The sequence below is a fragment of the Ruegeria sp. AWH4_226 genome (genome assembly GCF_056159225.1).
Window position 1 is genome coordinate 98,800 of the sequence record NZ_JBSWUU010000003.1, and the last position, 22,883, is coordinate 121,682.

General features: G+C 58.5%; 15 protein-coding genes. 10 read left to right on the forward strand and 5 right to left on the reverse strand.

Annotated elements, in window-relative coordinates; genetic code table 11:
* Positions 1-63: 63 nt before the first annotated feature.
* Positions 64-3,564: a DNA polymerase III subunit alpha gene (gene dnaE, locus ACXAET_RS18905; protein WP_475188795.1), complete on the reverse strand. Its 3,501-nt coding sequence runs from the start codon at positions 3,562-3,564 to the stop codon at positions 64-66.
* 344 nt (positions 3,565-3,908) lie between these two features.
* Here dnaE and xdhA point away from each other — a divergent pair, with 344 nt between their 5' ends.
* The 10 genes from xdhA to ACXAET_RS18955 all read left to right on the forward strand — a co-directional run bounded on the left by xdhA (position 3,909) and on the right by ACXAET_RS18955 (position 15,624).
* Positions 3,909-5,270 carry a xanthine dehydrogenase small subunit gene (gene xdhA / locus ACXAET_RS18910; RefSeq protein ID WP_475188799.1) on the forward strand — a complete coding sequence of 454 codons (1,362 nt, stop codon included), beginning with the start codon at positions 3,909-3,911 and terminating at the stop codon, positions 5,268-5,270.
* Positions 5,267-7,669: a xanthine dehydrogenase molybdopterin binding subunit gene (gene xdhB / locus ACXAET_RS18915; protein WP_475188801.1), complete on the forward strand. Its 2,403-nt coding sequence runs from the start codon at positions 5,267-5,269 to the stop codon at positions 7,667-7,669. Before xdhA ends, xdhB begins: the two co-directional genes overlap by 4 nt.
* Positions 7,669-8,604 carry a xanthine dehydrogenase accessory protein XdhC gene (gene xdhC / locus ACXAET_RS18920; protein WP_475188806.1) on the forward strand — a complete coding sequence of 312 codons (936 nt, stop codon included), beginning with the start codon at positions 7,669-7,671 and terminating at the stop codon, positions 8,602-8,604. Before xdhB ends, xdhC begins: the two co-directional genes overlap by 1 nt.
* Complete coding sequence (locus tag ACXAET_RS18925; RefSeq protein ID WP_475188810.1) at positions 8,601-10,118, forward strand: ABC transporter ATP-binding protein; 1,518 nt, start codon at positions 8,601-8,603, stop codon at positions 10,116-10,118. Before xdhC ends, ACXAET_RS18925 begins: the two co-directional genes overlap by 4 nt.
* 38 nt (positions 10,119-10,156) lie before the next feature.
* Positions 10,157-11,239, forward strand: a complete 1,083-nt coding sequence (locus tag ACXAET_RS18930; RefSeq protein ID WP_475188813.1) for an ABC transporter permease — start codon at positions 10,157-10,159, stop codon at positions 11,237-11,239.
* A 1-nt stretch (position 11,240) separates the two neighbouring features.
* Complete coding sequence (locus ACXAET_RS18935) at positions 11,241-12,161, forward strand: ABC transporter permease (protein WP_475188815.1); 921 nt, start codon at positions 11,241-11,243, stop codon at positions 12,159-12,161.
* A gap of 31 nt (positions 12,162-12,192) precedes the next feature.
* Positions 12,193-13,266 carry a BMP family ABC transporter substrate-binding protein gene (locus tag ACXAET_RS18940; RefSeq protein ID WP_475188818.1) on the forward strand — a complete coding sequence of 358 codons (1,074 nt, stop codon included), beginning with the start codon at positions 12,193-12,195 and terminating at the stop codon, positions 13,264-13,266.
* A gap of 229 nt (positions 13,267-13,495) precedes the next feature.
* On the forward strand, positions 13,496-14,569 hold the full coding sequence (locus ACXAET_RS18945) for an NAD(P)/FAD-dependent oxidoreductase (protein WP_475188823.1): 1,074 nt from the start codon (positions 13,496-13,498) through the stop codon (positions 14,567-14,569).
* Positions 14,566-15,219, forward strand: a complete 654-nt coding sequence (locus ACXAET_RS18950; protein WP_475188827.1) for a DUF938 domain-containing protein — start codon at positions 14,566-14,568, stop codon at positions 15,217-15,219. Before ACXAET_RS18945 ends, ACXAET_RS18950 begins: the two co-directional genes overlap by 4 nt.
* Positions 15,220-15,288: 69 nt before the next feature.
* Positions 15,289-15,624, forward strand: coding sequence for a carboxymuconolactone decarboxylase family protein (locus ACXAET_RS18955; protein WP_475188830.1), 336 nt, complete (start codon positions 15,289-15,291; stop codon positions 15,622-15,624).
* A gap of 34 nt (positions 15,625-15,658) precedes the next feature.
* On the opposite strand, the gene ACXAET_RS18960 is transcribed toward ACXAET_RS18955, so the two are convergent.
* The 4 genes from ACXAET_RS18960 to ggt form a co-directional block, all read right to left on the reverse strand.
* Positions 15,659-18,166 (reverse strand): GcvT family protein, encoded by a 2,508-nt coding sequence (locus tag ACXAET_RS18960; protein WP_475188834.1) that lies wholly within the window; start codon positions 18,164-18,166, stop codon positions 15,659-15,661.
* Between the two features lie 135 nt (positions 18,167-18,301).
* Complete coding sequence (locus tag ACXAET_RS18965) at positions 18,302-19,558, reverse strand: hypothetical protein (RefSeq protein ID WP_475188836.1); 1,257 nt, start codon at positions 19,556-19,558, stop codon at positions 18,302-18,304.
* 94 nt (positions 19,559-19,652) lie between these two features.
* Positions 19,653-21,065 (reverse strand): FAD-binding oxidoreductase, encoded by a 1,413-nt coding sequence (locus tag ACXAET_RS18970; protein WP_475188841.1) that lies wholly within the window; start codon positions 21,063-21,065, stop codon positions 19,653-19,655.
* Between the two features lie 12 nt (positions 21,066-21,077).
* Entirely contained in the window at positions 21,078-22,871 is a 1,794-nt protein-coding gene (gene ggt / locus ACXAET_RS18975) for a gamma-glutamyltransferase (protein ID WP_475188844.1), read from the reverse strand.
* Positions 22,872-22,883 lie beyond the last annotated feature (12 nt).

Below are 22,883 nucleotides of genomic sequence, written 5' to 3' on the forward strand. Positions count from 1 at the left end.
CCGCGTTGTCGATGAGGCAAGCTCTTGGCCAGAGCTAGTCAATCCCGGCACCAATCCAGCGCGTTAGATTTCCTCGACCAAGCTCACGCCGTCCAGCGATTTGATCGCGCCCTTTATCTGCGGGTTGATCGGAAACTCCTGCCCCAGATCGATTTCAACATCGCCCGGCAAACCAGGGTCCAGCAGGCAGATGTGGATCGGCCCTTTGGCGGCCCGCTTGGCTGCCCCGGCGGCGTCTTCCAGCACTTTGGCGACCGTCGACAGAACCTCGGGGGCATCTACGAAAATCCGTAGCCCTGTCGCGCCCGCCTCGGCCACGACCGAATCCGCCGGGCCCACCGACCGCGCCAGCAACTTCAACTGATCGGATTCCATGGTTGCCTCGGCCGACAAAACAACCTGCGCCCCTGTTTCAAGGAACTCGCGCGACTTCTCAAGCGTTTCCGAGAACAGCGTAACCTCATACGCACCTGTCGGGTCGGACAATTGCGCAAAGGCAAAGCGGTTGCCCTTGGCCGATTTCCGTTCTTGCCGCCCAGCGACAACACCCGCCATTTTGGCAATGAACGGACCCGAGCGCGCTTTTTCTGTTACATCGTCGAGCGTCATGACCTGCTTGCGCTTCAGCGCGGGCATGTAATCATCCAGCGGGTGACCGGACAGATAAAACCCGATAGCCTTGAACTCTTCGCTGAGGCGCTCTGCCGGCAGCCAGTCCGCCGTGGGCGACAGGCGCGGTTCGGGCAGATCATCACCCGCCTCACCAAACAGCGACACCTGGTTCGAATTCTTCTGGTCATGAATTGCCGCCGAATACTGCACCAACGAATCGAGGCTTTCGAAAACGCGGCGGCGGTTCTTGTCCAGTTCATCGAACGCCCCGGCCCGTGCCAGCATCTCCAACGGGCGTTTGCCAACTTTCTTAAGATCGACCCGACGGGCAAAGTCGAACAGGTTAACAAAGGGTTTGTCCCCACGCCCCTCGACGACAAGGTTCATTGCCTCGACGCCCACATTTTTCAAAGCGCCCAGCGCATAGACAAGTTGCCCGGCTACCACGTCAAACGTTGCCATTGACCGATTCACGCAGGGCGGCACATAGGGCAGCTCGAGCCCCTTGCGCACCTCTTCGAAATACACCGCCAGTTTTTCGGTCAGGTGGATATCGCAGTTCATGACACCGGCCATGAACTCGACCGGGTGGTTCGCCTTTAACCAGCCGGTCTGATAGCTGACCACCGCATAAGCCGCCGCGTGGGATTTGTTGAAGCCATAATTGGCGAATTTCTCAAGCAGGTCGAACACCTCGGACGCCTTCTTGGCATCTACGCCGTTCTCTGCCGCGCCCTTTTCGAATTTGGGGCGCTCGGCATCCATCGCCTCTTTGATCTTTTTGCCCATTGCACGACGCAGAAGGTCAGCGCCGCCAAGGCTATACCCCGCCATGACCTGAGCGATCTGCATCACCTGTTCCTGGTAGACGATGATGCCTTGGGTTTCCTCAAGGATATGGTCGATCAGGGGATGGACCGAAGTAATCTTGCGCTGGCCGTTCTTGACCTCGCAATAGGTCGGGATGTTCTCCATCGGGCCGGGACGGTACAGCGCCACAAGGGCGACGATGTCTTCGATACAGGTTGGTTTCATGCGCTTGAGCGCATCCATCATGCCCGAGCTTTCAACCTGGAACACCGCCACCGTCTTGGCTGCGGAATAGAGCTTATACGTCGCCTCATCATCCAGCGGGATGGCGTTGATCTGATTTTCGGCCCCCTCAGCCGGTTCATACAGCTCGGTCCCATCCGCCGCGATGTGCAGAGGCCGCCCGGATTTGAAGATCAGATTCATCGCGTTCTGGATCACAGTCAGCGTCTTAAGGCCCAGAAAGTCGAACTTCACGAGCCCCGCCTGTTCCACCCATTTCATGTTGAACTGGGTCGCGGGCATGTCTGAGCGTGGGTCTTGATACAGTGGCACCAAAGCATCCAAAGGACGGTCCCCGATCACCACACCCGCCGCGTGGGTTGAGGCATTTCGCAGCAAGCCCTCAACCTGTTGGCCGTAGGTGAGCAGACGATCGACCACCTCTTCATTCCGTGCCTCTTCGCGCAGACGCGGCTCGTCCTTAAGCGCTTTTTCGATCGAAACCGGCTTGACGCCTTCTACCGGGATCATCTTGGACAGGCGATCCACCTGCCCGTATGGCATTTGCAAAACCCGCCCGATATCACGCACGGCGGCTTTCGATAGCAAGGCACCAAAGGTGATGATCTGCCCCACCTTGTCGCGTCCGTATTTCTTTTGAACATAACGGATCACTTCCTCACGGCGATCCATACAGAAGTCGATATCGAAGTCGGGCATCGAGACCCGTTCCGGGTTCAGAAAGCGTTCGAACAGCAGGGAATAGCGCAGCGGATCAAGGTCGGTGATTGTCAACGCATAGGCCACCAGCGACCCCGCACCAGACCCGCGCCCCGGACCCACCGGAATATCCTCATCCTTGGCCCATTGGATAAAATCGGCAACAATCAGGAAATAGCCGGGAAAACCCATCCCCTCGATGATGCCGAGTTCGAAATCCAATCGCTCCTGATACTCCTCGGGCGTCACTGCATGCGGGATGACGGCCAGACGTTTCTGCAAGCCTTCATTGGCGATGCGGCGCAGTTCGGCGACCTCGTCATCGGCAAATTTTGGCAGGATCGGGTCGCGGCGATAGGCCATGAAGGCGCAGCGCTTGGCGATCTCAACCGTGTTTTCGATCGCTTCGGGCAGGTCGGCGAACAGCGTCGCCATCTCTTGTTGGGACTTGAAATAATGCTGCGCCGTCAGGCGGCGGCGACCTTGCTGCTGATCGACATAGGCCCCTTCGGCAATACAGATCAGCGCATCATGCGCCTCGTACATATCCGAGGTCGGAAAATAGACATCGTTTGTTGCGACCAACGGCAGGTTCTTGGCGTAGGCCATCTCGACATGGCCACGCTCGGTCAGGCGTTCTGCTTCGGGCTGGCCATCCTCTCCCGGATGGCGTTGCAGTTCGATATACAAACGATCCGGGAACATTGCTGCCAGCCGATCCACCAGCACCTCGGCCGCCGGGCGTTGGCCTTGTTGCAGCAAGCGGCCCACCGGACCGTCCGGCCCGCCAGTCAGGCAAATCAAACCATCCGAGCGTTCGGCCAGCTCCTCAAGCGTGACCTGCGGCAACTGCCCGCCCTTGTCTACGTATAGACACGAGCTGAGCTTCATCAGGTTCTCATACCCCGTCTCGGATTGCGCCAATAACACCAGCGGCGCAGGTGCCTTGGGCTTTTCACCGGGCTGGGCCCGCACAAAACACAGATCCACCTGACAACCCATGATCGGCTGCACCCCCGCCCCGCTTGCGGTGACCGAGAATTCCAGCGCCGAGAACATGCTGTTGGTATCCGTGACGGCGACGGCGGGCATCTCCATCTGCTCGCACAGGGCAGGCAGCTTTTTCAGCCGCACGGCCCCTTCTAACAGGGAATATTCAGTATGAACGCGAAGGTGGATGAATCGAGGTGTACTGCTCATAGCGCCTACGCTACCCCAGCCTTCAACGCGGCAAAAGCGGGAACCGACGCTTTTGGATGTTTAAAAAATCAACACCGATTGTTCGGCTTTTTCAGAAGGTGCTTCGGCAAGGGCTGCTAGGTTAGAACGGAAAACGCATTGATTTCAAATGGCTGAATGGTTCGGAAAACAGGCATTACCCTATCGATTGGTCGTAATCATGCATAACATAATCAGTTTTTCTTGCCAGATAACCTGCCCTGTTTCTAACATCGAACGGCAAGCTATACGCCCGCCACTCTTTCTACGTCGCATCGAAGGAGGGCACCGCAGGGCGCAACCGGGTAAGGCGACGGGTTTCTCGAATGAATATCACGTTTCTTCTGAACGGAGAGACAGTTGAGCTGGCGGATGTCGATCCAACGGCCACACTGCTGGACTGGCTGCGCGAGGACCGCGGCCTGACCGGCACAAAGGAAGGCTGCAACGAGGGCGACTGCGGCGCCTGCACCGTAATGGTGACCGACACTGACGGGGCCAAGGCACTGAATTCCTGCATCCTGTTTCTGCCGCAGTTGCACGGCAAAGCAGTCCGCACCGTCGAGGGGGCCAGCGGCCCGAACAATGAACCCCATCCGGTACAACAAGCAATGGTTGACCTTCACGGCTCGCAATGCGGGTTTTGCACGCCCGGTTTCGTGATGTCGATGGTTGCAAGCCACGCAAATGGCGCAACAGATCACGATACGCAGCTTGCCGGGAACCTGTGCCGCTGCACCGGCTACGCGCCGATCATCCGCGCAGCGGAAGCGGCTGAGGCGCAGCTTGTTCCGGTCTGGGTCAAGGACAAGCCCGTCGCTACGTCAACCGCACCAACCATGTTGCCCGGTTCGTCTGACGAATTGGCCGCCTTATATGCAAACCTCCCGGATGCCACTCTGGTCGCAGGTGCGACCGATGTAGGCCTGTGGGTCACCAAGCAGCTGCGCGATCTGGCCCCGGTGATCTTTCTGAACCGCTGCGAGGATCTGAAGGAGATCACGATCACCGAAGACGAAATCCGCTTTGGCGCCATGGTGGACATGAACCGAATGGGCGAGGCGCTGGCCGATATGCACCCCTCCTATGCTGAAATGATCCGCCGCTACGCCAGCGTTCAGGTCAGGCACGCCGCGACACTCGGCGGGAATATCGCCAATGGCTCACCCATCGGGGACAATCCGCCTGCGTTGATCGCGCTTGGCGCAACTCTCCACTTGCGCCATGGGGATAGGCGCCGGTCTATCCCGCTGGAGGATTTCTTTATCGACTACGGCAAGCAAGATCGCAGCCACGGTGAATTCGTCGAAGCCGTCAGCTTCCCGCGCCAACCTGATCGTCTGAAGTGTTACAAACTCAGCAAAAGGTTCGATCAGGATATCTCGGCCGTATGCGGGTGTTTCAACATCACAATTGCAGAGGGCACCGTTACTGATGCGCGCATCGCGTTTGGCGGTATGGCCGGTATTCCAAAACGCGCCTCAAACGTTGAGGCCGCTTTGATCGGCCAACAGTGGACGCCCCAGACCATTCAGGCGGCATTACCTGCCTTCGGAACGGATTATGCCCCGCTTTCGGATATGCGTGCCTCGGCCACCTATCGGCTAGAGACGGCCAAAGCGATGCTGGACAGATACTTCCTTGAAGATCAGGGTGAGGTAACAAACGTGCTGGAGGTGTCAGCATGAGCGTGACCAAGGCTCTGCCTCATGACGCGGCCCCCCTGCATGTCTCTGGTGTGGCGCGATACGTGGATGACATCCCCACGCCAAAAGGAACGCTGCACCTGGCGTTTGGCCTCAGTCCGATTGCCAAAGGCAGAATAAACGCGATGGATTTGTCTGCTGTAGAGGCCGCGGACGGCGTGGTCATGGTCATGACCGCCAGCGACCTGCCTTTTGCAAACGATGTCTCACCTTCGATCCACGATGAACCGCTGTTATCAGATGGCACCGTTCATTATATCGGCCAGCCCGTATTTCTGGTCGTTGCGACGAGTCATTTAGCCGCGCGCAAGGCCGCGCGTCTGGGCAAGATCGACTATGACAAAGAGACGCCGATCCTGACGATCGAAGACGCGCTTGCCGCTGATAGCCGGTTCGAAGACGGTCCGCGAATCTATGCCAAGGGCGATGCGGATGCCGCCATTGCCGGCGCGGCGCACGTGATCGAAGGCTCGTTTGAGCTTGGCGGGCAAGAGCATTTCTATTTGGAAGGACAGGCCGCCTTGGCGGTTCCGAATGAAGGTGCGGATATGCTGGTGCATTCCTCGACCCAGCATCCAACCGAGATTCAGCACAAGGTGGCTGATGCTTTGGGCGTTCCGATGAACGCTGTCCGGGTCGAGACCCGTCGCATGGGCGGGGGCTTTGGCGGCAAGGAAAGCCAAGGCAACGCTTTGGCCGTCGCTTGCGCCGTTGCAGCGCGGGCCACCGGCAAGACCTGCAAAATGCGCTATGACCGCGATGATGACATGATCATCACCGGTAAACGCCACGCCTTCCGCATCGCCTACAAGGCTGGGTTTGATGAGAATGGCCATATTGAGGGCGTCTCGTTCCACCACTATGCCATTTGCGGCTGGGCACAGGACCTGTCCCTACCCGTCGCCGACCGCGCGATGCTGCACTCGGACAATGCCTATTTGCTACCGAATGCCCGGATCGAAAGCCACCGTTTAAAGACCAATACCCAATCCGCCACCGCCTATCGCGGGTTCGGCGGCCCTCAGGGAATGGTTGGGATTGAGCGGGTCATGGACCACGCGGCCTATGAATTGGGGCTGGACCCCGTCGAATTGCGTCGTCGCAACTATTATGAGCCCGCACACGCAGTGACCGAACATGCACCCGCTGAGAAACCGCTGGGTCATCCCAATCCGCATGAAGACCTGACCAGCCGTGGCGCTGTTGAAACCGGGAACGCTCCGGTGCGTCCTTTGCCTGCCGGTGGCAATACCACGCCCTACGGCATGGAGGTTAGCGACTTTGAGCTGCACGGTATGACCGAGGCGCTTTTGAAGTCCAGCGACTATGCCGTGCGCAAATCGGCCATCCAGAAATGGAATGCCGCGAACCGCGTGATCAAGAAGGGTATCGCCTTTTCCCCGGTCAAGTTCGGTATTTCCTTCACGCTGACCCATCTGAATCAGGCGGGCGCCTTGGTGCACGTTTATCAGGACGGCTCGGTTCACCTGAACCACGGCGGCACCGAGATGGGCCAAGGGCTGTTCCAAAAAGTCGCGCAGGTCGCTGCGTCGCGCTTTGGCGTCCCGTTGGAGATGGTGAAGATCACCGCCACGGACACCGCGAAGGTGCCCAACACATCAGCCACCGCGGCATCATCCGGCAGTGACCTCAACGGAATGGCAGTGAAAGCTGCGTGCGACACGATCCGCGACCGAATGGCCGAGTATCTCGCTGAACGCCATCAGGCCGATCCATCGACTGTCATCTTCACCGACGGAACCGTTTCGGTCGGTGAAGAACGCCATACATTTGCCGAAGCCGCAGCCCTTGCCTATCAGGGCCGGATCAGCCTGTCGGCGACCGGGTTCTACAAAACCCCGAAGATCGAGTGGGACCGGATCAAGGGGCGCGGCCGCCCGTTCTTTTACTTCGCCTATGGCGCGGCTGTGACCGAGGTCGCGATCGACACCCTGACCGGGGAAAACCGCATCCTGCGAACGGATATCCTGCATGACGCGGGCGCCTCGCTGAACCCCGCGCTGGACATCGGGCAGGTCGAAGGCGGCTATGTGCAAGGTGCCGGCTGGCTGACGACCGAGGAACTGGTCTGGGACGATACCGGCAACCTGCGCACACATGCGCCGTCGACTTACAAAATCCCCGCCTGCTCGGACCGGCCGGATGTCTTCAACGTTGCGCTGTGGGAGGGTGAAAATCGCGAGAACACGATCTATCGCTCGAAAGCGGTGGGTGAGCCGCCCTTCATGCTGGGCATTTCGGCTTGGTTGGCGCTGTCAGATGCGGTAGCGGCCTGTGGCGACAGCTATCCGGCGTTGAACGCGCCCGCGACGGCCGAAGAAATCTGGCACGGCATCCAAAGAGTTAAGGGAGGCATCTGATGGGATTTGACCTGGAGGCTTTGAGGGAGGCGGTCAAAACCCACGGGACGGTCACCCGGGTGGTCATCGCTGCAATCAAGGGATCGTCCCCGCGTGAGGTTGGTGCTGCAATGCTGGTTTGGGAGGACGGGCAAAGCGGCACAATCGGGGGTGGCACCCTTGAGTTTCAGGCGACCGAAGCCGCGCGGTTGCAAACATCGCAAATTAAGCTGACCCACCACGCGCTTGGGCCCGAGATGGGACAATGCTGCGGTGGCGCGGTGTCCCTGCTCAGTGAGGTCTACGACCTTGAGGCCGTGAACGCATTGGACAGCACTATTGTTGCACGGTCTGCATCGGACGGTGACATGCCTTTATCCGTCAAACGCCTGCTGGCGTCCGCCCGCAATCAAGGCATCGCACCTGAGCCGCAACTGATTGAAGGCTGGATGGTTGAACCGGTACACCAACCCACGCGCAATCTGTGGATCTGGGGCGCAGGCCACGTTGGCCGCGCGCTGGTGGATGTCCTGTCCCCACTGCCCGATCTGGCGATTACCTGGGTCGATACTACGCAAGATCGGTTCCCGGACAGCATTCCACCCGGTGTGACCGCGATTCCGGCTGCCAAACCGGCGGCGCTGGTCCATCATGCACCACGTAGTGCCGAGCATCTTGTGCTCACTTATTCCCATAATCTGGACCTAGAACTGTGCAACAGGCTGCTTTCGCACGATTTCCGCTTTGCTGGCCTGATCGGCTCGGCTACGAAATGGGCGCGATTCCGGTCACGGCTGGCGGCCCTTGGGCATTCACCCGACCGGATTAGCCGGATCACCTGCCCAATCGGTGATCCGTCACTGGGAAAACACCCGCAAATGATCGCCGTTGGCGTCGCCGCGCAGCTCTTGCGCACGGCCCGGCAGAATGAGTTGAAGAAGGACCTGAGCGCGTGACCACTCCACTCTTGAGTTTGCAGGGGCTGACCAAGGCCTATCCCGGTGTCGTGGCCAATGATCAGGTGTCCTTTGACATTGGCGAGGGCGAAGTCCACGCCCTGCTGGGCGAAAACGGCGCGGGCAAATCAACGCTGGTCAAGATGATTTATGGTTTGGTCAAGCCCGACAGCGGCACCATGGCGCTACGTGGCCAGCCTTTTGCGCCGGCTGAACCCAGGGCTGCGCGCGCGGATGGGATCGCGATGGTGTTTCAACACTTCTCGCTGTTCGACGCGCTGAACGTGGCCGAAAACATCGCCTTGGGAATGGAAAACCCGCCCCCGATGGGCGATCTCGCCTCGCGCATTCGTGAAGTGTCCGAGACCTATGGCCTGCCTTTGGACCCTTACCGTACGGTTGGCGATCTGTCCGCCGGTGAGCGTCAGCGGGTTGAGATCATCCGATGCCTTCTTCAAGACCCCAAGCTGTTGATCATGGATGAACCAACCTCGGTTCTGACGCCGCAAGAGGTCAACATCTTGTTCGAAACACTGAACAAGTTGCGGTCCGAGGGGACATCCATATTGTATATCTCGCACAAGCTCGAAGAAATTCGCACGTTGTGTGACCATGCGACAATCCTGCGGCTGGGCAAAAACGTGGGCGAGTGTGTCCCCTCACAGACCTCGGCCCGTGATATGGCCGAGTTGATGGTGGGTTCAACTCTGCAAACGCCCGAACGAGCAGGACGTGATTTCGGTGAAACCGCGCTGGATGTCAGCGGATTGTCGGTGCCCTCGCCTTCGGAATTCGGAACCGCGTTGAAAAATGTGCACATGACAGTTCGAAAGGGTGAAGTCCTTGGTATTGGTGGGGTTGCCGGGAACGGGCAGGATGAACTGCTGGGCGTGCTGTCCGGTGAAATCCTGACCACCGCGGACGCGATCAAGTTCAACGGACAGCCCATCGGTAAACTTGGCCCAACAGCACGCCGCAAGCTGGGCGTTCTAACCGCCCCAGAAGAACGGCTTGGACACGCCGCAGCCCCGGATATGAGCCTGACCGAAAACGCGCTGCTGACCGGGTCGGTCCGCGAGAGTCTTGAGAACAACGGTTTTCTCAAATGGGCCGAAACGAAGAACTTTGCCGAGAAAATCATAAAGGCTTTCGATGTCCGAACCCCCGGCCCCGAGAACGCGGCCCGATCGCTGTCGGGTGGCAATCTGCAAAAATTCGTCATTGGCCGCGAAGTCATGCAAGACCCGGACGTTCTGGTGGTGAACCAGCCAACCTGGGGCGTTGACGCCGCTGCGGCGGCGGCAATCCGGCAGGCCATTCTGGATCTGGCCGCCAAGGGAACCGCGGTTGTCTGCATCTCGCAGGATTTGGATGAACTGATGGAAATCTCGGACAGTTTTGCCGCCCTGAACGAAGGCCGGCTAAGCGCACCGCGTCCGACCTCCGGCCTGACCGTGGATGAGATCGGCCTGATGATGGGTGGCGCGCATGGCATGGAGGTAGCCCATGTCTGAAATACAACAAAAGAGAACAAAAACAGGGGGATGAGCGGATGATTGTGTTGGAGAAACGGCCCCAGCCGTCCAAGGCGTGGTCTTATGCCACCCCTTTAGTCGCGGTGGTGGCAACGATGATTTTTGGCGGCGTTCTGTTCGCCATCCTGGGAAAGAACCCGATCGAAGCCATCGGTACCATTTTCTGGGAGCCGCTGTTTGGTGAGTTTGCCTTCTACTACCGTCCGCAAATGCTGGTGAAAGGCGCGCCGCTGGTGTTGATCGCGATCGGCCTGTCGCTGGGTTTTCGCGCGGGCATCTGGAATATCGGCGCCGAAGGCCAGTACATCATGGGCGCCATCTTCGGGGCGGGGGCCGGGCTGGCTTTTTATCCGCTGGAGGCCTGGTACATCTTTCCGATCATGGTGATCGCCGGGGCGTTCGGCGGCTGGCTTTGGGCCATGATCCCGGCCTTTCTGAAGGTTCGCTTTGGCACTAACGAAATTCTTGTGTCGCTGATGTTGGTCTATGTGGCCGAGCAGATGCTGGCCTCGGTCTCACTTGGTCTGCTGAAGAACCCCGAAGGCTTTGGCTTTCCGGGCTCGCGCAACCTGCAATCCTATGACAGCGCGCATAATGCCGAACTGATCGCCGGATCAGGGATGCACTGGGGCGTCGTAACGGCACTGATCGCCGTGATCTTCGCCTATATCCTGCTGAATCGGCATATGCTGGGGTTCCACATTCGCCTGACGGGTGAGGCTCCTCGGGCGGCGAAATTCGCCGGCGTGAACCCTGCCCGGTTGATCCTGTTCTGTCTGGGTTTGTCCGGCGCTCTGGCAGGTCTGGCGGGGATGTTCGAAGTCTCAGGTCCCTCGGGCGTGGTTAGCATCGACTTTAACGTGGGCTACGGCTTTACCGCGATCATTGTGGCCTTTCTGGGCCGGTTGCATCCGGTGGGCATTCTGCTGGCCGGCGGCCTGATGGCGCTGACCTATATCGGCGGCGAGATCGCACAGTCTCAATTGGGTCTGCCTGCCGCTGCTATCCAAGTGTTCCAGGGGATGCTGTTGTTCTTCCTGCTGGCTTTCGATCTTCTGACAAATTACCGCATTCGTGTGGCCCGTAGCGAGGTAGCGTAACATGGACCTTGGTGAAATTAACCCCGTCCTTCTGATCGCCTCACTGATGGTGGCCGCAACCCCCCTTCTGCTTGCCGCGATCGGAGAGCTGGTTGTTGAAAAAGCAGGCGTTCTTAACCTCGGTGTCGAAGGCATGATGATCGTCGGCGCAATCAGCGGCTTTTCGATCTCGGTCGAGACGGGCTCGCCCTACTTGGGATTTGTTGCGGCTGCTGTAGGTGGCGCGGTGCTGTCACTGTTGTTCGTACTGCTGACACAGGTGGCACTGGCCAATCAGGTTGCCAGCGGGTTGGCGTTGACGCTTTTTGGACTGGGATTCAGCGCCTTGATGGGGCAGGGCTACGTTGGGGTCAAACCGCCCAGCATGGGTGAAATCCATATCCCGGTAATCAGCGATATCCCGGTAGTCGGCCCGATCCTGTTTCAGCATGACCCGATCCTCTATGTCGGTATCGGCCTGACCGCCGCCGTCTGGGCCACACTGAAATACACGCGGGTCGGCCTGATCTTGCGCGCTGTGGGCGAAAACCACGATGCTGCGCACGCGCTTGGCTACAAGGTGATCAAGATCCGCATATTGGCGATCCTGTTCGGCGGCGCCTGCGCAGGCCTGGGTGGAGCCTATATCAGCCTGATCCGCGTCCCACAGTGGACCGAAGGGATGACCGCAGGCGTGGGCTGGATCGCTCTCGCCTTGGTCGTGTTCGCCAGCTGGAAGCCGTGGCGCGCGTTGCTGGGTGCCTATTTGTTCGGCGGCATCACCGTGTTGCAGCTTAATTTGCAGGCAGCGGGCGTTGCCATCCCTGTCGAGTATCTGGCAATGTCGCCATACATCATCACGATCCTTGTGCTCGTGATCCTTTCGGCCGACAAGAGCAGCGCACCTGCCTCACTGGGCCGGATCTTCCATGCCTCACACTAGGGGCCAACTGAACCAACTTGGGGAGTAACACATGAAATTAACTTCAGTTCTGACAAGCGTCGCCATCGCGCTTGGTCTGGCCACAAGCGCCATGGCCCAAGACAAAACCAAAGTCGGTTTTGTCTATGTCGGCCCCATCGGCGACGGCGGCTGGACCTATGAGCACAACAAGGGTCGTCTGGCCGTCGAAGAGCATTTTGGCGACAAGGTTGAAACCGTGTTCGTCGAATCCGTTCCAGAAGGTCCGGATGCCGAACGCGTGATGACACAGATGGCGCTGGACGGTGCAGATCTGATCTTCACCACCTCATTTGGCTATATGGACCCGACCATCAATGTCGCCAAGAAATTCCCGGATGTGAAGTTCGAGCACGCAACAGGTTACAAGACCGCGCCGAACGTTTCGGTTTACTCGGCTCGTTTCTACGAAGGACGCGCCGTTCAAGGCCATATCGCTGGTAACATGACCGAGTCGAATATCATCGGCTATATCGGCTCCTACCCGATCCCTGAAGTGATCCGTGGCATCAACTCGGCCTATATCCACGCCAAGAAGGTGAACCCGGATGTCGAGTTCAAGATCGTCTGGGCCTACACATGGTTCGATCCTGCGAAAGAGGCTGATGCCGCCACCGTTCTGATCGAACAGGGCGCGGATGTAATCCTGCAGCATACCGACTCGACCGCACCGCAAGCGGCTGCACAAGAGGCAGGCAACGTTGTCACCTTTGGTCAGGCCTCGGACATGAGCGAATACGCTCCGTTCCCGCGCGTGTCTTCGATCATCGACGACTGGGCACCCTACTACATCGCTCGGACTCAGGCCGTCATGGACGGCACATGGGAAACCGCCAACACATGGGATGGCATCCGCGAAGGCATGGTCGCAATCGGAGAGATCTCGGACGCCGTACCGGCCAATGTAAAGGAAGAGGCGCTGGCGCTGAAAGCAGCAATGGCCGCAGGTGAATATCACCCCTTCACCGGCCCGCTGAAGAAGCAGGACGGCAGCGACTGGTTGGCAGAAGGCGAAGTGGCCGATGACGGCACGCTGGCGGGTATGAACTTCTATGTCGAAGGTCTGGAAGGTGACATTCCGCAATAGGCAGCACCGAAAAAACACCGAAGGGCTGGCCGCTTAGCCGGCCCTTTTTTTCTGCACTACACAGTAGTTTTGGAATACATTCGCTCCGTTTGATGCAGGACGATCAACGCCGCTTTTGGTCAAGCGGCTTGATGCGTTCCAGCAAGACTGCTTTAAGCGTCCAGGCAGGTTCAGGTGGCAGCGTCTTGCTGGCCTGCACCGTTCAATCGAAGCGTACCGTAGAGAGCAAATGATTGATTTCCTTGTCATAGGCGGCGGCATCGCTGGCCTGAGTGCCGGGGCGCGCCTGTCAGCTAACGGGCGGGTGACCGTTCTTGAGGCTGAAGATGCGATTGGCTATCACGCGTCCGGTCGCTCGGCCGCATTGTTCGAACAAAGCTATGGTCCGCCTTCGGTTGTTGCGTTGAACAAGGCCAGCGCGGCGTATCTGCACGATGAGAATGGCGGATATCTGACTCCACGCGGTATTTTGTTGGTCGGTCGCAAGGACCAGCAAGCCGCGTTTGAAGCTGACGCTGTCGCGTTGAACATGCGTGCCATTTCTGCGGCTGATGCAATAGATCGCGTACCCATTCTGGACTCAGACAAACTTGCCTATGCGGCTGTTAGCCAATCTGCATTCGATATCGACACCTACAGGTTGATGCAGGATTTCGTCCGAACAATCCGCGCCAACGGTGGCGCGGTGCTGACCAAGGCGCGCGTCACCTCAATTCGGAAAGACACCCATTGGATCGTCGAGGCCGGGGATTTTTACGACGCGCGCAATTTGGTGAATGCAGCAGGTCCTTGGGTCGATGAGATCGCTAGTCTCGCGGGGATCAAACCCATAGGTATTACGCCAAAGCGCCGGTCAATGGCGCGCCTGCCTGCCCCGGGCGGGCATGACATCAGGGGCTGGCCGATGCTGTTCGGTGTGGGTGAGGCATGGTACGCCAAACCCGATGCGGGTAAACTGCTGGTCTCACCGTCCGAGGCCGAGCCTGTGCCGCCTCAGGACGCATATGCCGACGATATGGTGCTGGCCGAAGGCTTAGCCCGCTACGAAGAGATGGTCACCGAACCCGTCACACGGGTTGAGGCGAACTGGGCCGGGCTGCGCAGCTTTGCACCTGATGGGACCCTAGTGCTTGGCCCCGATCCGGCAGACCCTTCCTTTATCTGGTCGGCGGGTCAGGGTGGGTATGGATTCCAGACCTCGCCTGCCGCGTCGCAACTGGTTGCTGATCTGGCGACAGGTATGACCCCCGATCTTGATACAGAAACCACAGCCGCCCTCAGCCCGGAAAGACTGCGCCGATGATCAAACGAACCCTTCCCCCTAGCGCCAGCGTTGCCACCAAAGGTCAGGACGGGCGGCTTGTTGCCCCCGCTGCGACCCGCAACGCGGATGCACTTTGCGATTTGCTGGTGAAATGGGCGCCGACCGAGGGTCAGGCCCTGGAAATCGCCAGCGGGACAGGTCAGCATGTCAGCGCATTCGCCCAGTGCTTGCACGCCTTGAAATGGCAACCGACCGAAGTTGAGCCCGAGCGACGCGCAAGCATCAATTCCTATACCTCGGATTTGCCGAATGTTGCAGAAGCGGTCGCACTGGACGCAACGGCCCCCGGTTGGCATGCGAAGTTTTCGGATCAGAACCTTATCGTCTTGATCAATCTGGTGCATCTGATCAGTTGGCCGGAAACGCAGGTGCTGATTGCCGAGGCCGCGCAGGCGCTTGCCCCAAAAGGTCGATTTATACTCTATGGGCCGTTTAAAAGGTCGGGCCACCTGACGAGCGATGGCGACCAGAGGTTCCATGATGCGCTTGTCCAGCAAGATCCGGAAATCGGATACAAAAATGACGGTGATGTTGCTAGTTGGATGGCCACCCAGGGCCTGGAGGTCCTTGAAGTGGTTGAGATGCCGGCAAACAACCTGACGTTTGTTGCAGAAAAACGTGATAGCTGATCAAGATCAAAGTCGGGCTCAGCGCGCTGCAGCATATCCATATCACATTGTGTAAAATGGAATGGTGACATGAGCTGGCAGGAAAAGATCAAGGACACGCGACAAGGTCTGCGCGCCCTTAACGGTGCGCTACCGGATACCACCCGCGCATTCGGTGCGCTTGGGGCAGTCGTGAAGCAAGGGGGTGAGCTGGACTACAAAACCAAAGAGTTCATCGCTTTGGGCATCTCGATCGCGATCCGATGCGAGCCCTGCATCACGCTCCACACCGAAGCCCTGATCAAAGCCGGGGCTTCGCGCGCTGAGTTTTCAGACGTGTTGGCGATGGCCATCCAGATGGGTGGAGGCCCGTCGATGATGTACGCCGCCAAAGCGTTGGAATGTTTCGACGAACTGTCCGAATAAAAAGACCCCGGAGTTCTCCGGGGTCTTTGACTAATCACCCATCCTTGCGGATGGTTTCGTTTTTCGGGTCATAGGGGCTGTCGCAGGTCACGACCGCGTCCCACAGCTTGTCTTGCATCTTGACCTTCAGTTTGGTGCCTTCGACCGCCAATTCGGGCTTCACATAGCCCATGCCGATGGATTTCTCGAACGCCACCGAATACCCGCCCGAGGTCAGACGCCCCACGCGCTCACCTTCCGGAGTGTACAACACCTCACGTCCCCACGGGTCGGCATCGTCTGGCCCGTCGATCAGCAGGGTACAACACTTCACCCGTACGCCGGTCTCTTCCAGCTTGGCCTTTCCGTAGAAGTCTTTCGACAGATCGACAAAGCGCGGCAGGTCGGCTTCCAGCGGGGTCGCATCGCGGCCCAGCTCGGTGCCGAAGGCGCGATAGGATTTCTCCTGACGCAGCCAGTTCTGGGCGCGGGCTCCGACCAGCTTCATACCATGTTTCTCACCGGCTTTTTCCAGCAGGTCGAACAAGTAGTTCTGCATCTCGATCGGGTGGTGCAATTCCCAGCCCAGCTCACCTGTATAAGCCACGCGGATCGCGTTAACCGGGCACATGCCCAGTTCGATCTGGCGCGCCGACAGCCACGGGAAGCGCTTGTTGGACAGTGCAGTTTCCGGATCAGCGTCCTTGATGACCTCTTTCAGAACGTCACGCGACTTGGGTCCGGCGATGGCGAAGACGCCCCACTGAGTGGTCACGTCCTGGATTTCTATGTAACCGAACTCCTCCATCTTGTCCTCGGCCGCTTTACGCAGGTAATCGGCGTCATACTCGGTCCAGGCACCGGCAGAGACGATGTAGTAGCTGTTCTCGCCATTGCGGACGATAGTGTATTCGGTGCGGGTAGTGCCGTGCGAGGTCAGCGCGTAGGTCAGGTTGATACGACCGACCTTGGGCAGCTTGTTGCAGGTGAACCAATCGAGGAACTGGGTCGCGCCGGGGCCTTTGACGACATGCTTGGTGAAGGCCGAGGCGTCGATCAGGCCAACGCCGTTGCGGATCGCCTTGGCTTCTTCAACGGCGTACTGCCACCAGCCACCGCGACGGAACGAGCGGCTTTCCTTGTCGAAATTGTCCGGCGCGTCCAGTGGTCCGAAATAGTTCGGACGTTCCCAACCATTGACCCAACCGAACTGCGCGCCGCGGGCCTTCTGACGGTCATAAGCTGGAACGGTGCGCAGCGGGCGGCAGGCTTCACGCTCTTCATCCGGATGGTGCAGGATGTAGACATGCTCATAACACTCTTCGTTCTTGCGCGCGGCGAACTCGGTGGTCATCCAGTTGGACGAATACCGCTTGGGGTCAAGCGAGGCCATGTCGATCTCGGCTTCGCCATCAACCATCATCTGCGCCAGATAGTAGCCGGTGCCACCTGCAGCGGTGATCCCGAAAGAGAAACCTTCGGCCAACCACATGTTGCGCAGGCCCGGAGCCGGGCCAACCAGCGGGTTGCCGTCAGGTGTGTAACAGATCGGCCCGTTAAAATCGTCCTTCAGGCCCGAGTCGGCGCAGGACGGCACGCGTTCTGCCATCGCCATGTATTGCTCGGCAATCCGGTCCAGATCCAGCGGGAACAGATCCGCACGGAAGCTGTCAGGCACGCCGTATTCAAAGCGCGCAGGTGCACCGTGTTCGTAGATACCCAAAATCCAGCCGCCGCGTTCCTCGCGTGCATAAGATTCGTTGTCAGCGTCGCGGACAACGGGATGCTCGGGGTTGCCTGCCTCACGCCATTTGACCAACTCAGGGTCTTTGTCCATGACGATGAACGTGTGCTCAACCGGGATTGCGGGCATCTTGATGCCCAGCATCTTGGCCGTGCGCTGTGCATGGTTTCCCGATGCAGTCACAACATGTTCGGCTGTGATAACAACCTGCTCATCTGATGGGACAAGGTTGCCACCTTGCTCGACCATCTTGGTGCAGGTGACTTCCCAGTGGGTGCCGTTCCAATGAAAAGCGTCGGCCTGCATTTTGCGTACAATCTCAACACCGCGCTGACGGGCACCCTTGGCCATCGCCTGGGTCACGTCGGCTGGGTTAATGTAACCGTCCTCGGTGTGATAGATCGCGCCTTTTAAGTCGCCGGTTTCGATCAGCGGCCAGCGTTCCTTGATCTGATCCGGGGTCAGCCATTCGTATTTCACGTCGCAGGTTTCGGCCGTGGACGCATAGAGCATGTACTCATCCATACGATCCTGTGTCTGCGCCATACGCAGGTTCCCGACCACGGCAAAGCCCGCGTTCAAACCCGTCTCTTCCTCAAGCGTCTTGTAGAAATCGACCGAGTATTTGTGGATATGGGTTGTCGCATAGGACATGTTGAACAACGGCAGCAAACCGGCTGCGTGCCAGGTTGAGCCAGACGTCAACTCATCCCGTTCGATCAACATCACATCGTCCCAGCCCGCCTTGGCCAGGTGATAGGCAATCGAGGTCCCGATGGCGCCGCCGCCAACGACCAATGCTTTGACTTGGGTTTTCATAACCGGGCGTCTCCCCTTGAATTCAGTTGACACCATATGGCGCAATTGAAGTCCCCGGCGCGACATTCATCCGACCAGTGAGAGAAAGAAAACGACCCGCTATTCAATACGGGCCGTTGATTCAATGGATTTGACCTATTGGCCGGCGGCCGCGCATCGTTTTATGCTGCCAACTTGTGCGCAAGATGTCCCCAACCCGCCCTTGTGCACGCGCACAGGTTGCGACGATTTCTTAGGCGCAGCAGGGTCCGCAGACGCGCCAGTGACCCCAGGTATCCCGAAAGCCGGTAATTTGTCTTTCAACCGCTTGAAAAAGCCCGACCCCTGCGCCGTGTCGTCAGCAAGCGCAGCTTGGCGTTGGTCGGACTCCAACAGCAGCTTTTGCGCCCGACCATATCCGATTTGCAGAACATCCTGGTTTTCGAACACTTTGCCACCGGTAATGTCCATGATGCCATCGCTGTTATACCCAGATGCCGTCATCGCGTTGACCATCACCGCAGCAAAGTTAAGGTTCTCGAGTTTTTCGTCGGTCATCTTTTCCTGAACCAAAATCATCTCAGAGTATAGGTCATCCATCTTCTCTGCGACTTCTGCTTGCCGGTCTTGCGGGATCAGGACACCAGCCCCCACGACGGGCGAGGGGAAGGTCAACAACGCATTCAGGGCGGCATAATCGACAGCTTGCAACAGTTCGAGAATGGCTTCGTCGGACGCATTGGTGTTCATTCGGATCACGACTTCTTCATCGATCCCGATGCGCCCAGAAATCCTGCGATAGTCAGGGGCTTCGTCAGACTCCAACATGGAGTATGTGGTTTCCATGAATGCTACGCCATCAATGACCGCGAAACCTTTGGTGATCTCGGTCATCGCTGCAAAGTTCTGCTGCCGCGACAAGGCGATACCAGCCAATGAATTGCGCGCGGATTTGGGCTTGAGGCTAATGTCGAACCAAAGAGTCTCTTCCCCGTTGGCATAGACCAGCCCCGTCTTGCTCAGCTTGCGGGCGAAGCCCTCTTTCCCCGCTTTGGACAGGCGTATCAACTCGGACGTACCAGAAACCGAGCTTATCAGCGGCGTTGGGTCATACTCCGAAAGAACAGTGTCGACCGGTGCGCTGTCGAGATCTGACAGCTCATATCGATCCCAACCCTGTGCGGCCGCAGGAAGATAGGGTTTGGCCCCGGCATTCCAGCGGTTCTGACGATCACGTTCTACAGCTTTGGCTTCGCGTTCGCCCTGTTGCTGCGCGAAACGCTGCTTGATCGTGTCAACATAACCACTGACGGACAAACTGCCGTCGTGTTTTTTATCCTGCTGGAAATAGTCAAGGCCAGCGATGACCAAACACACGATCATTGCAAAACCCAAAATCCGAAAAACGCCCATTTGCGACCCTAAAATCAATCACTGCTCTTGAACGCGAAAGATAGTCTGCAAATAGGGCAGCCATATGGCTTCAGGGTCAGATTTTTGTCGAAGGTCAGTTTCCGGGGAAAGACAGGATTTTACCTGGATTCATGATGTTATCCGGGTCCAGCGCCTTTTTTATGGCATCCATGTAAGTAACCGCCGCACCCAGCTCTTTGAGCAAGTAGGGGCGCTTGCCCTGCCCGATTCCATGCTCACCCGTGCACGTGCCTTCCATCGAGATCGCCAGGTCGTTCAGCCAGCCAACAAACGCATCTCCACGGGCCACTTCCTCGGCATTGTCCATGTCGATCAGCAGCAGGGTGTGAAAATTTCCATCCCCCACATGTCCGACAATTGGAGCCATGAGGCCCATCTCTTCGGCCTTGTCCCGAGTGGTCGTGACACATTCCGCAAGACGCGATATCGGAACACAAACGTCGGTTGAGATTCCGCGTGCACCGGGGCGCAGTTGCAAGCTGGCCCAATACATATCGTGCCGGGCTTGCCAAAGCTTGTTCCGCTCTTCTGTGGTCGAGGTGGCGGCGAAATCGGCACCGCCGAATTCTTCGGCGATCTGCCCGAAGGTGTCCGCCTGTTCGACCGCGCCTGCGTCCGAGCCGTGAAACTCCAAAAGCAACAGCGGCGTTTCAGGCAAACTCAGCCCGGAATATGCGTTGGCAGCCTTGACCGACAACGCGTCAAGCAGCTCGATCCGGGCCACAGGAACGCCATACTGGATCGTCATCATCACGGCCTGACAGGCCGCATCGACGGACGGAAAAGAACACCGGGCCGAGGTGATCGCCTCGGGGATGCCCTGCAGGCGCAGGGTAAGCTCGGTGATGATGCCCAACGTGCCCTCGGCCCCGATCAAAAGGCGGGTCAGATCGTATCCGGCAGAAGATTTCCGCGCCCGATGCCCGGTGCGAATGATCTGACCGTCGGGCATCACCGCCTCAAGGCTAAGGATATTGTCCTTCATCGTGCCATAACGCACGGCGTTTGTACCTGACGCCCGCGTTGCCGCCATGCCGCCAAGTGAGGCATTGGCCCCCGGATCGATGGGGAAGAACAAGCCCTGATCCCGCAAATGAGTGTTCAGATCTTCGCGCGTCACGCCGGGCTGCACAACGCAGTCCAGATCATTTGCATGTACGGCCAACACCTTGTTCATCTGTGTCAAGTCAACCGAAATCCCCCCTGCCGGGGCGTTCACGTGCCCCTCAAGCGAGGTGCCGGTGCCGAAAGCAATCACAGGGACCTTGTGCAAGGCGCAGGTTTTGACGATCTGCGAAACCTCTTCGGTCGAATGAGGGAAAACCACAGCGTCCGGCGCCTGATTTTCGATCCAGGTGGTCGTGTGGCCGTGTTGTTCGCGAATAGCTTGGCCCGTTTGCAGACGGTCTCCGAATTTCTGCTTGAGAATGCTTACAGCCGTTTCAATCCCGGCCTCGTTTCGCGCCAAAGCTACAGCCTGCACCATTTGTAGTTCCCTTTATTCGCCCAGCGCGATGCCTTCGCGGCGCGGGTCTGCGCCACCGATCAGACCTTCGCTGATCTCAATCGCGTGCAACCCCGAAGTCAGATCGCGTGGATTGACCTCATAGCCCAGTTCGATCAGCGAATCCAAGAACCCCTCGGCTGCCGTACCTTGTTCGACATCGTAGGTGCCGAACCGATTGACAAGATGCGGCAGCGACAGCGCCTGTTGCACATCCATATCCCAATCTGCCCAGGCAATGATCGACTTGGCCACGTACCCGATGATCCGGCTGCCACCCGGTGAGCCGATCGCCAGCACCGGCGCGTTGTCCTGCATAACGATGGTTGGGCTCATGGAGGAACGTGGACGTTTGCCGGGTTCCAACCGGTTCGCGATTGGCACACCGTTGCTGTGGGTTTTGAACGAGAAATCCGTCAACTCGTTATTTAGCAGGAACCCATTGGTCATCAGGCGTGAGCCAAACCCGTTCTCAATGGTAGTGGTCATCGACAACACGTTTCCGTACTGATCCACGATCGAGATATGCGAGGTCGAAGGCAGTTCCAGCGACACATCATCCGCCCAGTTGGATGCGTGATCGAATTCCGGATTGCCGGGCGATACCTCAGTCAGTGCGCCCTCAGCGTTCAGCAACTGACTGCGTTCAGAGAGATAGTCCGGGTCAACCAGCCCCTGCGTGGGCATCGGAACAAAATCATGATCCGCCATGTAACGACCTCGATCCGCAAAGGCGAGGCGTGAGACATCGCCGATCAGCCTCCAGGCATTTGCGTCCTCCGGCCCCATCGCGGCCAGATCAAAATTGTTCAACATGCCCAAAATCTGCCCAACCGTCAGCGCCCCCGACGAGGGCGGGCCCATGCCGCAAACCTCAAAGCTGCGATAGGTGGCGCAGACGGGTTCACGCTCGATCACTTGATACAGCGCCAGATCGACACCGGAAAGAACACCGGGATTACCGGGCGCGTTGCGCACGGTGCTGACGATCCCGGCAGCGATTTCGCCACCATAGAACCCGGCAGATCCCTCGCTGGCTAATACGCGCAAAGTTTCTGCGTAATCCGAATTCATCAGACGCTGACCTTGCTGCAGCGGCTCGCCGCCCGGCAGGAAATACTCGGCCGTGACCGGAAAGCGTGACAGCCGTTCAGCATCCGCTTCGACAAGGGACGCCAGGCGCGGAGACACAAGAAACCCGTCTTCCGCCAACCTGATGCCATCCTGAAACAGGCCCGGCCATGGGCTGCGTCCCCAGCGGCGGTGGGCCTCTTCCATCAGTGCAGGCGTGCCGGGCGTACCGACGGAAAGACCGCCAACAACGGCATCGAAGAATTGCAACGGCTCACCGTCCTTGTCCAAAAACAATCGGTGGTTCGCTTCCAGAGGTGCTGTCTCGCGCCCGTCCAGCGTAGTCAATGTGCCAGTCGCGGCGTCATACCAGACCAGAAACGCACCGCCACCAAGGCCCGAGGATTGCGGCTCAACCAAACCCAAGACGACTTGGACGGCGACCATGGCATCAGCCGCCGACCCACCGGCACGCAACACCTTGGCCCCTGCCTCAACGGCCAGAGGATGCGCCGCAGCAACCATCCAGTTGTCAGAACGCACCGGTGTCCCGGCCATTTTCGCCTCAAGCGAGGCGATAACCTCATCGGTCAGAGCCTGAACCTGACCTTCGGAGGCACCTTCGGGCGCGACCGCATCTGCCGTTTCCTGCGCAAAGGACGTGCCACCAAAGGTCAACGCCGCGAAAAACAACCCCGAAATCAGATTTCTATTCATCGTATCCTCCAG

Coding starts and splice junctions, on each gene's coding strand:
- ACXAET_RS18955 (WP_475188830.1), top strand. CDS start 15,289: ATGAGCTGGCAGGAAAAGATCAAGGACACGCGACAAGGTCTGCGCGCC.
- dnaE (WP_475188795.1), bottom strand. CDS start 3,564: ATGAGCAGTACACCTCGATTCATCCACCTTCGCGTTCATACTGAATAT.
- xdhB (WP_475188801.1), top strand. CDS start 5,267: ATGAGCGTGACCAAGGCTCTGCCTCATGACGCGGCCCCCCTGCATGTC.
- ACXAET_RS18940 (WP_475188818.1), top strand. CDS start 12,193: ATGAAATTAACTTCAGTTCTGACAAGCGTCGCCATCGCGCTTGGTCTG.
- xdhC (WP_475188806.1), top strand. CDS start 7,669: ATGGGATTTGACCTGGAGGCTTTGAGGGAGGCGGTCAAAACCCACGGG.
- xdhA (WP_475188799.1), top strand. CDS start 3,909: ATGAATATCACGTTTCTTCTGAACGGAGAGACAGTTGAGCTGGCGGAT.
- ACXAET_RS18950 (WP_475188827.1), top strand. CDS start 14,566: ATGATCAAACGAACCCTTCCCCCTAGCGCCAGCGTTGCCACCAAAGGT.
- ACXAET_RS18935 (WP_475188815.1), top strand. CDS start 11,241: ATGGACCTTGGTGAAATTAACCCCGTCCTTCTGATCGCCTCACTGATG.
- ACXAET_RS18930 (WP_475188813.1), top strand. CDS start 10,157: ATGATTGTGTTGGAGAAACGGCCCCAGCCGTCCAAGGCGTGGTCTTAT.
- ACXAET_RS18965 (WP_475188836.1), bottom strand. CDS start 19,558: ATGGGCGTTTTTCGGATTTTGGGTTTTGCAATGATCGTGTGTTTGGTC.
- ggt (WP_475188844.1), bottom strand. CDS start 22,871: ATGAATAGAAATCTGATTTCGGGGTTGTTTTTCGCGGCGTTGACCTTT.
- ACXAET_RS18970 (WP_475188841.1), bottom strand. CDS start 21,065: ATGGTGCAGGCTGTAGCTTTGGCGCGAAACGAGGCCGGGATTGAAACG.
- ACXAET_RS18960 (WP_475188834.1), bottom strand. CDS start 18,166: ATGAAAACCCAAGTCAAAGCATTGGTCGTTGGCGGCGGCGCCATCGGG.
- ACXAET_RS18945 (WP_475188823.1), top strand. CDS start 13,496: ATGATTGATTTCCTTGTCATAGGCGGCGGCATCGCTGGCCTGAGTGCC.